This window comes from Halomonas qinghailakensis (assembly GCF_025820815.1).
In the GTDB taxonomy this organism is placed as follows: domain Bacteria; phylum Pseudomonadota; class Gammaproteobacteria; order Pseudomonadales; family Halomonadaceae; genus Vreelandella; species Vreelandella qaidamensis.
In genome coordinates this window covers 3,752,681-3,767,149 of record NZ_CP096973.1, presented here as the reverse complement: position 1 = coordinate 3,767,149, position 14,469 = coordinate 3,752,681, and the positions used below count along the sequence as shown (strand labels likewise).

Below are 14,469 nucleotides of genomic sequence, written 5' to 3'. Positions count from 1 at the left end.
GGGGTGACGTGGTAATGCTGAAAGATAACTCCTTTAGTATATCACGGATCATTCATTTCAGCGTTTAACATAGAGGTAAAGCACCTTGTTGAAGCTAGATCTAAAAATAATTTCCTTTGCGAATCTCTTCGGCAATTTGCAGTGCTACCTTATCCCAGCTTTCGCCAAGCGAGCGCACTAGGGCAGGGTAACCATCCTGCTGAAGTTCGGTTTCGGCAGAAAAGCTTTTTAGCGCAAGTAGGTTGTTATCTGCACTGCGTAACTGCCATTGGCCGCTGGTGACTGCTCGCCCGTCGTGTCGCCCCTGAAACTGGTCAACTTCAAGCAGCAGTGTGAGCGCTTCAGGCGTATTGCCGTCAGCATGAACGATCTGAACGGATGTAAGCTCTTGGGATAGTTGAGCACGTAATGCACGTTCTAATTGGCGAGCAATACTTTCAGCCCACTGGTGTTCGCGGGCTTCATTTAGGGTAATATCATCAAGCTGAATGACGATACCGTCCACATCTAGATAGTGGGCTAAACGTGGTGAACGCACTTGAAGCGTGCCAATCGATTGATTTGGCGAGCTTACTGCGTTTTCGCTGGGTAGCATATAGCGAGTGGGTGGTGTGACACTACTAGCGCAAGCACTTAGCAGACTGCAAAGGCCTAATAGTGATAAATAACGGATTACCTTATTGCGCATAGTAAGCTCCTTCTTAGCGTGGTGCGCGAGGCACGGGGTCTTGGGTATCCAGGTTATCGAATAAAAGCGCCCTTGGGTTTTCATTTAATGTGCGAGTAAGTGGTTGTAAGTCGCGCATTAAGCGATCCAGCCGTTGGATAGCGGTGGTTAATTCTTGGTAAGCCGGAGAGGATGGTGAAACACCTTGTAAGGTGTTACGCAGTTCCTCAAGGGTGGCATTAACGTTGCCGCCGACTGCCTGAGTATCTGGGTCATTTAGCAGCTGGTTGATGGAAGTGCTGACCTGGCGTATTTCGATAAGCATGCTTTCAGATGCTTGTAAGTTTCGGTCTAGGCCGGTGAGCAGTGGCTCAACGTCAAGCGCGTTTAATTTCTCAAGCAGGCTGGTTACCTGCGCTTGGATCTGTGCAAAGCCGCCAGCGACCGTGGGGAACACTGTTCGCTCGGAAAATGTTTCCGCGACATATTCGTCAGCCAGTTCGCGTTGAAAGTTAAGGTCAACAAAAAGTGCGCCTGTCAATAAGCTGCCATTTTTGAGCGAGGCACGGAGCCCCAAGCCAAAAAGTCGCTTAAAACGTGAGTCCCACTCTTCGATATCGATATCAGTATTCTCAATGCCCAATCGCTGAGGCTCAATTCGAATCAGTACTGGGATGGCAAACTGAGAGCGCGAGTCGGGCTGCGGTGCGGTAAAATTCCAAGGTACGGACGCAACCGTGCCGATTCTTACACCGCGAAATTCGACAGGAGCACCTTTCGATAAGCCGCGAACGGTATCATCGACCAACAGCACATACTCAAGATACCGGTTAAAAGTGCCTTCTCGGGCAGTATTTTCATCCGCATAGAGATTAAAGCGTGCATTAGGCTCTACCGGTTGCCCCATGGGTAAATCTTCTGGCACGCCAAACGTAACGCCGCCTCCCAGTAATGCTTCAAGGGATTCTACGTTGACACGAACACCGTCGGCATCTAGCTGGAAATCAACCCCGCTTGATGTCCAAAATCGAGTGCTATCTGTTACTAACTGACCGTAAGGTTCTTCGATAAATACTTGGTGGTGCATGGTACGAGAGTTGGCGTCAAACCGAGTATCTTCTACTCGTCCAACGGTATAGCCTTGGTAAGAAACAGGGTCGCCTATTCGAAGCGAGTTACCTAGCTGGCTGACCAGGCTGATTTGCAAACCTGCCTGCCCGGCTGGCGCAACAGGTGGTGTATCATTTACCGTAAATTCGCGTTTAGGCTCATTGGATTGTCCTGGTTCTAGCTGAATATAAGCACCAGATAATACTGTGCCCAAGCCGCTGATGCCTTCACGGCCAATGCGCGGCTTCACTACCCAGAATCGGCTATCTTCTCTGAGCATTGCCTCTGCTTCTGGCTGGATACGGGCGGTCATGACGGCGTGGGAAAGGTCATCAGATAAGCGAACATTTTGAACTCTGCCTATCTCGACATTTCGGCTTCGAATAAGCGTACTGCCCGCTTCGATGCCTTCTGCACTTTCCATTGTTAGCGTAACGAGCGTGCCCCGGCTTGCGTAATTGTCGTAGACAAGCCATAGCCCAATAACAACGGCAACAATTGGTACAATCCAAATCGGCGAGAGCCGCGTTTGGGGCGATGATTTTGCCCGGTGTAAATTGTTGTTGTCGTTAATATCAGCTTTCTTTGGTGTTGAATCATTAGCCATCAACAGTTTCCTTGGTGGCCGTTTTACGGCGAGTAGAGCGAGGAGGTGGGGTATCCCAAATTAAGCGCGGATCAAATGTCATAGCAGCCAGCATTGTCAGTACAACAACGGCAGCGAATGCGAGCGCTGCAGGTCCTGGCGTAATTGACATTAGAGAGCCAGCGCGAATCAAGGCGACCAATATGGCAACTACAAATACGTCAACCATCGACCAGCGGCCTATAAATTCAGTGAGCCGATAAAGCCGTGTGCGACTTTGCGCATTAAGTTCGTTGCTATGTTTTATAACCATACAAAGCCAAACTAAAGCGACAAGTTTGCCAACCGGCACGATAACACTTGCCACAAAGATAACAGCAGCCACTGGCCAAGAACCCATTTGCATAAGCTGTACGACCCCACCGATGATCGTTGACGGTGACGAGTGTCCTAAACTGGTGGTGGTCATAATAGGGTATACATTAGCGGGTATATACATCACCGCGGCTGCAAAAAGAAGAGCCCAGGTGCGTTGTAAACTATGAGGGAGCCGTGGGTGGAGCCTTTCATGGCAACGCAAACAGCGTCCTTTGCCATGCTCAGGAAGGCGATTAATTAGCCCGCAAGTTGGACAGCCGGTTATCCCTTGGCTGGCCGCTGTTTCACCTGTACGTGTACCTTCTGGTGCGAGCGGTTCTTTCTCTAAAGAAAACCACATCCAGTCCGAATCAATGGATTGTGTCGTTAACAGTAAGAGGATGGCAAACACGCTGAACGCCCAGAAGGAGATGCCTAGCTCGATTTGTGCCATACCCGCTATTTTTATCAAACTAACCAGTGCCCCAACGATGAAAACATCTGCCATCATCCATGGGTTCAGCCTTGCGAGTGAACGGGCGATGTCTCGGCTAAACGGCATTGGATGGCCTCGAAGCAAACCAAACTGAAGCCAGATAACGCCAATCAGATAAATCGCGGGAAGGACCACAATCGTCATAATGACAGCGATAGCGACAATAGGCTGATGAAAAGCGATCAATGTAGTCGCCGTCTGTGAAAGCTCAATACGATTACCAATGCCGCTGACACTGAAACTAACAAAAGGAAATGACACGGCTACAAATAGTGCTATCAGGGAAGAAAGCGCGAGCGCCATACTACGTTGAGCGGGATAGCGATGCCGTTTTACTAGCACATGCGAGCATCGCGGACAGGATGCTTTCTCTCCAGAGCCGAGCGGAGGAAGTGCTGAAACCCAGTCACACTCATGACAGGCGCGCAAACGTCTACGCTGAACGCGTGCTTCTGGAGGGTGGCGGTCGACCTGTGGTGTGTTTACCCGCATAGAAGGTCGTTTGATAAACTGAAAGTGAGGCAACAGCTAATTCTCAATACGTTGAGGAACCCAAAGTAGTACGGTGGGCAGATACTTCTGTCAAATCGAGGAGTGTCTTCGCTCCATTAAAACAGCACTTGACCTAACCAACCAGTTAGACAAGGATGCCTCGGCAATGGTGCCTGATGATAGTGCCTAACATTACGTTATTAAGGAAATGAAATAATGTTGCTGCCTTTTTTTGCTGTGGTCGTGGGTTTGGTGCTGCTTGTATGGAGCGCTGAAAAATTTATTGATGGCGCCGCAGCTACCTCCCGATGGTTAGGGCTATCGCCTTTGTTAATTGGCATGCTGGTGATTGGTTTTGGCACCTCTGCACCCGAAATGATGGTGTCTGTGTTAGCGGCCATACAAGGAAATCCTGGTTTAGCGGTAGGTAACGCCTACGGTTCAAATATCGCAAATATTGGCCTTGTTTTAGGTTTTGTTGCGTTGATTGCTCCTTTAGCGGTGCATTCCGGCGTGATCCGCAAGGAGATGCCACTGTTGATAGGTGTCATGCTGCTGACAGGTTATATGCTATATGACGGTTGGATTTCTCGCGGAGAAGCCATCTTATTGCTAGGTGCGCTGGCGCTCTTTATTGGGGTCAGTATTGTTCGTTCACGGGGACAGCAAGATGATCCGCTAGTCGGTGAAGTAGCAGAGGCGCTTGATAGTAAGGCCATGTCGCGTGGCAAAGCGATTATGTGGACGTTAATTGGGTTGATACTGTTGATCGCAAGCTCGCGCATCTTAGTGTGGGGAGCGGTCGAAATAGCGGTAGCGTTTGGGGTTAGTGACTTAATTATTGGCTTAACCGTCGTAGCAATAGGAACATCCTTACCAGAGCTTGCATCTTCTATTAGCGCTTTACGGCGCAAAGAGCATGATATGGTGTTGGGTAATGTAGTCGGTTCTAATTTATTTAATAGCTTGGCAGTGGTAGGCCTTGCCGGCGTCATCACGCCAATTGAAGTGGGGCGTGAAGTGTTAATTCGCGATTGGAGTGTTATGACCTTCATGACCTTGATGATGGTGTTTTTCGCGTTTTCTTGGCGCGGTCGCCCACGGCGTATAAACCGTATTGAAGGCGGCATGCTGTTCTCTATGTTTATTGCTTATACCGGCTATATAGTCAGCATTGTGGTGATGTCTTAGCCCCGCCGATAATTTACTGCGTCAATGCGACACAGTCTGTAAAAAGAACTAGCGGTGTATAACGTTTGTCACAACGTCAACTTGCAACACATTCAATGACCAAGCTTGGAGCCGTGTCGCTGTCATCAGGTTTAGCACTTAAAAGCAGCACCAGCGATGCTCAACTAAGCTTGTGTGACCCAGTAATGGGATACTTATTCAGGTCTTAGGAGAGTGTGATGGAACTTGATCCCCTCGTGCTATCACGAATTCAGTTTGCCTTCGTAGTATCATTTCACGCGATCTTTCCAGTTTTCACCATTGGGCTAGCTTCTTACATAGCGCTACTCCATGGGCTTTTCTTCAAAACCAATAACCCTGCTTGGGATCGTCTATCGCTGTTCTGGACAAAGGTGTTTGCGGTTGTCTTTGGCATGGGAGTGGTGTCTGGCATTGTCATGTCGTTTCAGTTCGGCACCAACTGGAGTAACTTTTCGCAAGCGGCGTCAAACTTTCTAGGTCCGGTATTAAGCTATGAAGTTGTGACAGCTTTCTTCTTAGAAGCGGCCTTTCTTGGTGTGCTGTTATTTGGGCGCGGTAAAGTGCCTCAGGGCGTCCACTTATTTGCAGCCATTATGGTAGCGGTAGGCACCTTTATTTCTTCTTTCTGGATTTTGTCGGCAAACAGCTGGATGCACACGCCAGCCGGGGTGGAGTTAATTGATAACCGCTTTCATGTGACCTCATGGCTACAGGCAATTTTTAATCCGTCCTTCCCCTACCGTTTTGCCCATATGGCTATGGCATCATTTTTAACCGGCGGTTTTGTGGTGGCTGGTGTAAGTGCTTGGTTCTTGCTTCGTGGTCGCGATCTAGAGGCTAACCGCCGAGCGTTGTCGATGTGTTTATGGTTACTACTGTTTCTCGCCCCGGCGCAGGCTGTGGTGGGTGATTTTCACGGCCTCAATACCTTAGAGCATCAGCCAACAAAAGTTGCAGCAATGGAGGGCCATTGGGAAACCTCAACGAATGTGCCCCTCCTGTTGTTTGCAATTCCTGATCAGGAAGCACAAAAAAATCACTTTGAACTGGGTATTCCAAATCTAGCCAGCATTATTCTTACTCATTCACCCGAAGGCGAGATTCCTGGTATTACAGAAGTGGCACCAAATGAGCAGCCACCGGTTCTTATCGTGTTCTGGGCATTTCGTGTGATGGTGGGAATAGGGTTGCTAATGATTGCCACCGCGCTGGTTGGTTTACTTATGCGGCGTAAAGGACGGGTGTATCAGCATTCGGCCTACTTGAAAGCATTAGTCTGCATGATACCCATGCCTTTTGTGGCAGTGCTGGCAGGTTGGGTTGTCACTGAGTCCGGACGGGCGCCTTGGTTGGTATACGGCATTATGACTCATGCGGAAGGTTTAACGCCGTCACTTACTGGGCCAATGGCGCTGTTTACGTTGGTCGGCTATGTGCTGGTCTATGCGGTGGTGTTTTACGCTGGTATTTATTACCTCACACGCGTGGTGCGCAACGGTATGTTGCCTGAAGATAAGCGGGAAACTACGTCAGAAAATTTCAAACGTCCGATGCGGCCCTTTTCCGCAGCGCATACGCCTTTTGATGAGGATGTTGACCCGGCAAGGAGTTAACGATTGGAGTGTCTGCTCGAACGTTAATGATGATACCTGTCACGTCCATTTGAAACGGAAGCAAAACATGATGACTAAGTGTGTCTGGTTTGATAGGCGTTCTCCTGTGGTTGTATTTGTCTTAGGTGTATCCATTCTTGGCAAGGCGCGACCATAAGTGAGGAGTGCCGTTAACGTGATGGTGACATCTAATATAGATCAGGTAATGCCGATAACTTCGCGCTCATGGTTGAATTCCCTCGCTCGGCATGAGCAAAAAAAACTTACGCTAGCAGCGATATGGGGGGTACTGGCGGGTAGTCATACGGTGCTACTTGTGGTGGGGCTGGCGTGGCTCGTCGATCAGCTCGTTATTCATGGCCGCTCGCCAGCATCGCTAACCGTTTTTTTCCTTGGGTTGATGGCGGTGGTGCTGCTTCGCTCACTATTTCAAGCAATGCAAGAAGCCAATAGTGCAGAGGCAAGTCTTCGTATCCGTCAGCATGCGCGGGAGGAGTTGTTAAATAAAGTAGCGGCGCTTGGGCCAGTTTGGCTTACTCGCCAACAGAGTGGCGCGATAGCGACTCAGGCGGTAGAGCATATTGAAGCGTTAGACGGCTATTTCGCGCGTTTTTATCCGCAGATGAGGATTGTGGTCGCATTACCGTTGCTGATTCTTTGCATTGTTGGATGGTTGGACTATCTTGTCGCCCTCTTTTTATTGCTTTCAGCGCCGCTTATTCCTCTTTTTATGGCGTTGGTGGGAATGGGCGCTGAACGCTTGAACCGTGATCAATTCATGGCCGTTTCGCGTTTGTCAGCCCACTTTGTAGATCGGGTCAGGGGAATGACGACGCTCCAGTTGTTTGGCCATACCAAATCAGCACAAAAAGAGGTTTGGTATGCCACTGATGATTATCGACGACTAAGTATGCGCACACTGCGATTAGCGTTTTTATCATCAGCAGTGCTTGAGTTTTTTGCATCCGTAGCAATTGCTGTTGTAGCAATGTATGTCGGCTTTGGCCTGTTAGGCTATATCGACTATGGGCCATCTTCTTCTCTAACCCTCTTTACTGGGCTAGCCGTTTTGCTGCTAGCACCTGAGTTTTTCCAGCCTTTACGAACGCTATCCCAACATTATCATGATCGCGCGGCAGCATTAGGGGCAGCTGAAAGTGTAGTAGCGGTACTTAACGAACAAGATATAGTGCCTTCAGCCCCATCGCCGCCGCATGCTGAGGATGCAGTCATTGAGCTTTGCCAAGCTGGCATCGGGTATGAGGGGCGTGCCACGGTATTGGCCGCTCTTGATGCCACCATATGGCGTGGTGATGTGGTGGCGATCACTGGTGAGTCGGGGAGCGGTAAATCATCCCTTATAGCATTAATGGCTGGTTTTATGATGCCCAGCAGCGGCGAATGCCGCTATCGCCATGGTGGGCAAGTCGCCTGGCTGGATCAAACCCCTTGCATCATTCAGGGAAGCCTTGCCGACAACTTGCGCTTAGCCGCCCCTGGGGCGGATCAAGCGTCAATGGTCCGAGCACTGCAACGAGCGGGGCTGGGTGAGCTGTTGTCACAGTTGCCTGATGGCCTACAAAGCCAGGTAGGTGAGCGTGGTGTTGGCCTGTCTGGTGGTCAAGCGCAACGCCTTACATTGGCGCGTGTATACCTTAGCGAAGCACCGCTGGTGTTGTTAGATGAGCCAACGGCAAGCCTAGATGCTGTTACTGAGCAGGCTGTCATTCAAGCGCTGTTAGATTGGGCAAAGGAAGGTCGTACGCTAGTTATTGCAACACATCATCCTGCAGTGGTAGCCGTTGCTAATCGCCATTTTATCTGCCAAGCAGGTCAGCTTATTGAGGCGGCGGTATGAAGCAACTTTATCGCGATATAAAGCCGTGGCTACTGATATTATTGCGCCGCCGGCTGCGTTTTTTTGTTGGGGCGTTATTGGTGTGGATAACGCTGCTGGCAGGGCTTTCCTTATTAGGACTGTCGGGTTGGTTCATTACCGCCTGTGCGCTGGCCGGCATAGCGCTAGCGGCTGGTTTGCCTGCTACTTTGGATATTTATGTTCCTGGTGGGGGGATTCGTTTTTTTGCACTGTTACGAACGGTGGCGCGTTACGCGGAGCGTCTTTATAACCATAATACTGTACTGACATTGTTAGCTGATTTGCGCTACCGCGTGTTTAGTGATTTAACACGACTGGATGAAGCAGCTCTAAAGCGCCGCCGAGCCAGTGAATGGCTAAGTCGCTTGACGTCAGATATTGATACGCTTGATAACTTGTATCTACGTTTGCTAATTCCACCGGTTGCTGGTCTGTTAAGCATACTTGTTATATCTGGCTTCATCGCTATTTGGTTGCCTTTGTTGGGCAGTTTAATAGCCGCCGTATTAAGTGTGCTATGGCTTGTGGTAACGCTTGGTTATGCGTGGCTTGGTTTTGGCAATAGCTATCAGCAGGTTAATGATCAAGACGAGTTACGCCGTCTGGTGCTTGATCAAGTACAAGCCTCGGCTGAGCTAATGAGCTACCAGACCAACGATTGGTATCGTATGCGGGTTAATCAACACGAAGACCAAGCGCTTAGTAATCAGCGTCAGCTTGCCTATAAATCGGCCATCGGGAATGCGCTCGTATTGGCGGTAACTGGTTTGTTGGTAGTTGGCGTATTATGGCTAGGCAGCTTCACCGTGGCGGCTGGTCAGGTAGCAGGGCCCATCGTTGTTATGGCAGTTATCGCAGTACTGGGCATCAATGAGGTTTTTACTTCGCTGCCTAATGCCTTTCTTAAAGCCGGTGCCAGCTATGGGGCGGCTCGGCGATTAAATACACTAACTACTGTAGTGAGTGAGTTGCCGTCGATGACTTTGCCTGATGCTTCTCGTGGGCATCCAGTGGCGTTTAATAATGTTTCTTTTCGTTATCCCGATACAGCTTACTCGGTGCTGTCTGATATTACATTCCACTTACCAGCCGGAGAGCGAGCAGTGATAACGGGTATCTCTGGAGCAGGCAAGTCAACGTTGGCTAACCTTATTATGGGTAGAATATCGGCTTCACAGGGAGAGGTTTACGTTGCCAGCTGTGCGCCTTCAGGCGTTACTGTAGAAAGCCGCGCCAAACATTTTACGCTGCTCACGCAGCAGGTTGATCTTTTTGATGGTTCGTTAGCAGCAAATCTTCGTATTGCAAAGCCAGAGGCAAGCGATGATCAGCTATGGGAAGTTCTCTCTCAAGTTGCACTAGATGATTGGGCAAAGCAGCAGCCAAAGCAGCTTAAGACCCAAGTTGGCGAAAAAGGCCAGCAACTTTCAGGGGGGCAGGCGCGTAGAGTGGCTCTGGCTCGTGTTTTATTGCGCGATCCAGCGGTGGTGCTTTTAGACGAACCCTTTGCTGGAGTAGATGCATTAACAGCCATGCACATTGCTAACTCCCTGGATCGTTGGCTTATTGGCCGAACAGTGATCTATTTTGTTCACCAGGTGGAGGAGCCAGCGTTATTGCCCGGCGTTAACTATCACTGGCGACTTGCTGAGGGGAAGTTAAATACGGATACTCTTGATAATATTGGAAATAATTTATCCTAATGTTAGGAGTCTCGTATGCATGAATTTCTTCTCCAGCTCCCTAAGGTAGAGCTCCATTTGCACATCGAAGGCTCTCTTGAGCCTGAGCTAATGTTTGAGCTTGCCAAGCGAAATGGTATTGAGCTTCCTTATGCGACGGTTAAAGAGGCAAAAGCAGCCTATGAATTTAGTGACCTCCAGGGGTTTTTGAATCTTTATTATCAAGGCATGAATGTACTGCGCACGGAGCAGGATTTTTATGACCTGGCGATAGATTATTTCCAACGTGCTCGTGGGGAAGGGGTAGTGCACATTGATATGCATTTTGATCCACAGGCCCACCTCCAGCGTGGCATTCCCCTTGAGGTTGTGATGGCGGGCTTACTTCGTGCCAAGGAAGAGGCAGAGGCATCGCTTGATTTGTCTGTCGGTATGATTATGGCTTTTTTGCGTGACCGTCCTGTTGAAGAAGCGCTTCGAGTGCTGGAAAACGCTGCGCCGTACTGGAAGTTTATAGATGCTATTGGTTTAGACAGCGCAGAGCGTGATAACCCTCCGGCAAAGTTCCAGGCGCTTTTCAAGCGGGCCAAAGAGATTGGCTTAGTACGGGTTGCTCATGCAGGAGAGGAGGGGCCTGCTGACTATATCGCCGAAGCGCTGGATATCCTTGACGTTCAGCGAATTGACCATGGAGTTCGTTGTCTTGAAAGCGACATCGTGGTTGAGCGGCTAAGGGAGAGCCAAATAGTACTAACGGTTTGCCCACTCTCTAATGTCAGTCTAAAAGTGGTTGATGATCTTCGAAATCACCCTCTTCCGCAGTTGCTTAAAAAGGGGTTGAAGGTAACGATTAGTTCTGATGACCCAGCTTACTTTGGTGGCGGGCTGCTAGCTAACCATCTTGCTTGTGCAGACGCACTTGGTTGGGATGCAGATGTCTTCCGTTTGCTGAATCGAAATGCTATCGAAGAAGCTTTTACCAGCGACCAGCGGCGCAAAGAGCTTATGCATCGTCTTGAAAGCGCCTAATGTACCTTGAACCCGCCAGTTCTTGGCGGGTTCAAGGCACTACGATTAATTGCGAAGGTTTATAACAGCCAGTTTATGGAAGGGCTGGCACTTCAAAATCGGGCATGTCGCCGGTAAGCGTATGCAAAAACGCAGTGATGTTATTAACCGTAGTTTCATCAAACTCACGACCAAGCATTTCTTGTCCCATGATGGTAACAGCTTCTTCCAGTGTCTCAGTAGCGCCGTTATTCATGTAGGGATAAGTAACCGCAACATTACGTAAGGTGGGCGTTCTGAAACGATATTTGTCGCTTTCTTCGCCAGTAACAGTAAAGCGGCCTAAGTCGGTAGAGCCAGGCACCTGAATAGCATGGAACTGGCTATCTGTCAGTGCCGGTCCACGGTGACAAGCGATGCAGCCATTATCAACGAAAGCAACCATGCCATCTTTGGCCTCGTCGCTTATTGCTTCAGCATCGCCATGCAAGTAACGATCAAAAGGCGAGTTTGGTGTGTTTAGTGTGCGCTGAAATGTAGCCAGAGAGTGCGCCAAGTTATCAGCATTGATCGGCTCTTCGTCATTGGGGAAAGCCGCTTCAAATTTTTCCTGATAGAGATCGAATTCGGTGAGTCGCTCAAGCGCAGTCTCAAGGTCCATCGCCATTTCAACGTCGGCTTCGATGGGGCCTAATGCTTGACCCTCTAGGTCTGGCTCACGGCCATCCCAGAATTGTGAACCTAAGAAGCCGCTGTTTAGTACGGTAGGTGTGTTACGTTCACCCACTTGGCCGTCATGACCAGTGGCGCGCGGAATACGGTCAGCCCAGCCTAATGCTGGGTTATGGCAAGTAGCGCAGCTGATGACGCCACTAGATGAAATGCGCGGCTCAAAAAACAGCATATTGCCCAGTTCAATTTTTTCGGGCGTCATTGAGTTATTTGCAGGTATCGGCGGCAAGTGTGGTAGTGCTTCAAAACGGTCTTTGTAGCTTTGTAAGTCGTCATCTGCTGTTGCCATGCCGATAGGAACCATGGCGGCAGCGGCCACTACGACGGGTAGTATTTTTTTCATATGGATCTCCCCCTTGCCTCAATCACTCTCTAATGAGAGTTGCTTGGCTAGTTAAGCTAGCCTTAATCCTTAGTAAGGATTAATTTCAGTTAAAAAACAAGCCAGTGATCAGGTCAAAAAAGGGAAACCTTGAGCTAGATCAGATACTGGTTGTATTTTAATGTCTACATTAAGTATGGTCATGAAAACTAAGGGCAATACCTGAAAATTTTAGTAAGGTTCTGGGTGTATGATGCATATGAAATTCAATGTTGAGGAGCCTTTCATCCACTAGAAGAATTTGTGTCATAGATCATTTTATACCCTCACGAACAGTCTTGAGATGTGGCATAACCCCGGTAGAGTGCTTATGAGGGCTATCAGTCTATTTTGTCCTGTTGTTAGTTGTTATTCGAGTCGGTCTACATTTTATATATTTATTTGCCAACTAGATGCTTTTGAAAAATTTAGCTTTATTACCTCGGAAGGCTATGTATGAAGGGATATAGGTATCCAAAAATAGCGGAATCAGAAGTCACTCCCAAACATGTTTTTGAAAATCGCCGTCGTTTCCTTCAACACAGTGCTGCATTTGGTGCTGTCATGAGTTTTGCGCCAGGAATGTTAATGCCCAACACGGCAAGTGCATGGCGGCGAACATTGGCAGATAAAATACAGCAAGGCGTTAGTAATCAAGATTTTGCCGAGGGTGAGTCGCTAACTTCAGTCAATGATGCAACGACTTACAATAATTTTTACGAATTTGGTGTTCGTAAAAGTGATCCCGAAGTGTACGGTCACAAGCTTCAAACAGACCCGTGGCGTGTCAGCATTGAAGGCGAGTTTGAAAATACAGCTAGCGTCTATTTAGAAGACATACTCCGTCGCTATATGCTGGAAGAAAGAATTTACCGCCTTCGTTGTGTTGAAACATGGTCAATGGTGATCCCTTGGTTAGGTTTTCCGCTTGCTGACTTGCTAACGCATTATGGGTTGACGTCACGCGCTAATTACATTGAATTTGAATCCATTTTTGACCCTGATAACTTACGTGGTCAGCGACGCTCAATGATTGATTGGCCTTACCGTGAAGCGTTAAGAATTGATGAGGCAATGCATCCCTTAACCATGATCGCGGTGGGTATGTATGGGGAAAAAATGCCCAATCAAAATGGGGCTCCTATGCGCTTGGTGGTGCCTTGGAAGTATGGTTTCAAAAGCATCAAGTCAGTAGTGGCGATTCGAGCCCTTGAAGAAAAGCCGACGCCATCTTGGGTGGCTAAAAATCCTGAAGAGTACGGTTTTTATGCCAATGTAAACCCAGAGGTCGACCATCCACGCTGGTCACAGGCGCGTGAACGGCGCATTGGAGAAGGTGGGCGCAGAGAAACGCTAATGTTTAATGGCTATGCTGATGAAGTAGCCCAGTTGTACACTGGGATGGATCTTCAAAAACACTACTGATTTAAAAAAGCGAACCTCCGCAATTTTTTAATACGCAACCAGTGACGGCATGCCAGCAAGATTATGGGAAATGCTCTATCGGCAGGCGCTGAACGTGCCGCTCTACAGCATGCCCTAAAGTAGCGGGAGGAAGGTTTCTTAATGTTGTTTGATTCATCTAAGGTTTTACTGTTTCGCTACTTTGTCCTTTGTATAGGTATAGCGCCTGGAATCATCTTTGCTTGGTTGTGGGTAAATGGCGGTTTGGGAGCTAACCCTGCCGAAGCAGCAGTGCATTTTACCGGTAAAACAGGCCTGGTTTTGCTGCTTATTACCATTGCGTTCAGTCCCGCGTTCAGATTGACCGGTTGGCGTGGTGTTATGGCAGCGCGGCGACAAATAGGGTTATGGGCTTTTTTTTGGCTGGTGGTGCATATGCTGACTTGGTTTGGCTGGGATCAATACTGGGATTGGCAGTGGATCTGGCATGATATATGGGCGTTACATTATGTCAGATATGGCGTTTTAGCGTTGCTATTGTTGGTGCCGTTGGCTGTAACATCATTTCAATGGTTTCCACAGCACATGGGTTGGAAGGCATGGCACTGGTTGCATCGCTTTATTTATCTCTCAGCTGGGCTGGGTATATACCACTTTTGGGAGCTTACTCGTGCCGATTATTTGGTGCCGTTTGTTTTCGGTTCGGTGTTAGCGTTTTTGGTTGTTTTTCGCCTGATTGACGCTCTAATTCATCGTCAGTAATGAACAAGCGGCTTCTGCTGCTAATGCTTGAATGATGCCTAACACTGCGACAAACAATGCATAGTGTTTAAAATATCCGAGAAGGGGTTGACCGAGAAAAAAATATCG

General features: G+C 48.7%; 11 protein-coding genes. 7 read left to right on the top strand and 4 right to left on the bottom strand.

Going from position 1 to position 14,469, the window contains the following annotated elements; genetic code table 11:
- Nucleotides 1-100: 100 nt before the first annotated feature.
- The 3 genes from M0220_RS17180 to M0220_RS17170 are packed head-to-tail and all read right to left on the bottom strand — an operon-like array spanning nt 101 to nt 3,708.
- Nucleotides 101-688 (bottom strand): PqiC family protein, encoded by a 588-nt coding sequence (locus tag M0220_RS17180; RefSeq protein WP_264018324.1) that lies wholly within the window; start codon nt 686-688, stop codon nt 101-103.
- Between the two features lie 13 nt (nt 689-701).
- A complete protein-coding gene (pqiB, locus tag M0220_RS17175) occupies nt 702-2,384 on the bottom strand; it encodes an intermembrane transport protein PqiB (protein ID WP_264018323.1) in 1,683 nt (560 codons plus the stop codon).
- Complete coding sequence (locus M0220_RS17170) at nt 2,377-3,708, bottom strand: paraquat-inducible protein A (protein WP_035536125.1); 1,332 nt, start codon at nt 3,706-3,708, stop codon at nt 2,377-2,379. The genes pqiB and M0220_RS17170 overlap by 8 nt, the downstream gene beginning before the upstream one ends.
- 216 nt (nt 3,709-3,924) lie before the next feature.
- On the opposite strand from M0220_RS17170, the gene M0220_RS17165 reads away from it, so the two are divergent.
- From M0220_RS17165 to M0220_RS17145, 5 genes are all read left to right on the top strand, one after another.
- Nucleotides 3,925-4,899, top strand: coding sequence for a calcium/sodium antiporter (locus tag M0220_RS17165; protein WP_264018322.1), 975 nt, complete (start codon nt 3,925-3,927; stop codon nt 4,897-4,899).
- 218 nt (nt 4,900-5,117) lie between these two features.
- Nucleotides 5,118-6,533: a cytochrome ubiquinol oxidase subunit I gene (locus tag M0220_RS17160; protein WP_030069474.1), complete on the top strand. Its 1,416-nt coding sequence runs from the start codon at nt 5,118-5,120 to the stop codon at nt 6,531-6,533.
- 178 nt (nt 6,534-6,711) lie between these two features.
- Nucleotides 6,712-8,391: a thiol reductant ABC exporter subunit CydD gene (gene cydD / locus M0220_RS17155; RefSeq protein ID WP_264019243.1), complete on the top strand. Its 1,680-nt coding sequence runs from the start codon at nt 6,712-6,714 to the stop codon at nt 8,389-8,391.
- Nucleotides 8,388-10,115 (top strand): thiol reductant ABC exporter subunit CydC, encoded by a 1,728-nt coding sequence (gene cydC / locus M0220_RS17150; RefSeq protein WP_264018321.1) that lies wholly within the window; start codon nt 8,388-8,390, stop codon nt 10,113-10,115. Before cydD ends, cydC begins: the two co-directional genes overlap by 4 nt.
- 15 nt (nt 10,116-10,130) lie before the next feature.
- Entirely contained in the window at nt 10,131-11,123 is a 993-nt protein-coding gene (locus M0220_RS17145) for an adenosine deaminase (RefSeq protein ID WP_264018320.1), read from the top strand.
- A gap of 73 nt (nt 11,124-11,196) precedes the next feature.
- On the opposite strand, the gene M0220_RS17140 is transcribed toward M0220_RS17145, so the two are convergent.
- Complete coding sequence (locus M0220_RS17140) at nt 11,197-12,177, bottom strand: cytochrome-c peroxidase (RefSeq protein WP_030069483.1); 981 nt, start codon at nt 12,175-12,177, stop codon at nt 11,197-11,199.
- Nucleotides 12,178-12,651: 474 nt separating this feature from the next.
- Here M0220_RS17140 and msrP point away from each other — a divergent pair, with 474 nt between their 5' ends.
- Together msrP and M0220_RS17130 are read left to right on the top strand one after the other, a co-directional pair.
- Nucleotides 12,652-13,620: a protein-methionine-sulfoxide reductase catalytic subunit MsrP gene (gene msrP / locus M0220_RS17135; protein WP_264018319.1), complete on the top strand. Its 969-nt coding sequence runs from the start codon at nt 12,652-12,654 to the stop codon at nt 13,618-13,620.
- A gap of 141 nt (nt 13,621-13,761) precedes the next feature.
- Nucleotides 13,762-14,361, top strand: coding sequence for a protein-methionine-sulfoxide reductase heme-binding subunit MsrQ (locus tag M0220_RS17130; protein WP_264018318.1), 600 nt, complete (start codon nt 13,762-13,764; stop codon nt 14,359-14,361).
- Nucleotides 14,362-14,469 lie beyond the last annotated feature (108 nt).

What these genes read in the sequence shown, in the direction of transcription:
- M0220_RS17180 (WP_264018324.1), bottom strand. Translation starts at nt 688, where the DNA reads ATGCGCAATAAGGTAATCCGTTATTTATCACTATTAGGCCTTTGCAGT.
- pqiB (WP_264018323.1), bottom strand. Translation starts at nt 2,384, where the DNA reads ATGGCTAATGATTCAACACCAAAGAAAGCTGATATTAACGACAACAAC.
- M0220_RS17170 (WP_035536125.1), bottom strand. Translation starts at nt 3,708, where the DNA reads ATGCGGGTAAACACACCACAGGTCGACCGCCACCCTCCAGAAGCACGC.
- M0220_RS17165 (WP_264018322.1), top strand. Translation starts at nt 3,925, where the DNA reads ATGTTGCTGCCTTTTTTTGCTGTGGTCGTGGGTTTGGTGCTGCTTGTA.
- M0220_RS17160 (WP_030069474.1), top strand. Translation starts at nt 5,118, where the DNA reads ATGGAACTTGATCCCCTCGTGCTATCACGAATTCAGTTTGCCTTCGTA.
- cydD (WP_264019243.1), top strand. Translation starts at nt 6,712, where the DNA reads ATGGTGACATCTAATATAGATCAGGTAATGCCGATAACTTCGCGCTCA.
- cydC (WP_264018321.1), top strand. Translation starts at nt 8,388, where the DNA reads ATGAAGCAACTTTATCGCGATATAAAGCCGTGGCTACTGATATTATTG.
- M0220_RS17145 (WP_264018320.1), top strand. Translation starts at nt 10,131, where the DNA reads ATGCATGAATTTCTTCTCCAGCTCCCTAAGGTAGAGCTCCATTTGCAC.
- M0220_RS17140 (WP_030069483.1), bottom strand. Translation starts at nt 12,177, where the DNA reads ATGAAAAAAATACTACCCGTCGTAGTGGCCGCTGCCGCCATGGTTCCT.
- msrP (WP_264018319.1), top strand. Translation starts at nt 12,652, where the DNA reads ATGAAGGGATATAGGTATCCAAAAATAGCGGAATCAGAAGTCACTCCC.
- M0220_RS17130 (WP_264018318.1), top strand. Translation starts at nt 13,762, where the DNA reads ATGTTGTTTGATTCATCTAAGGTTTTACTGTTTCGCTACTTTGTCCTT.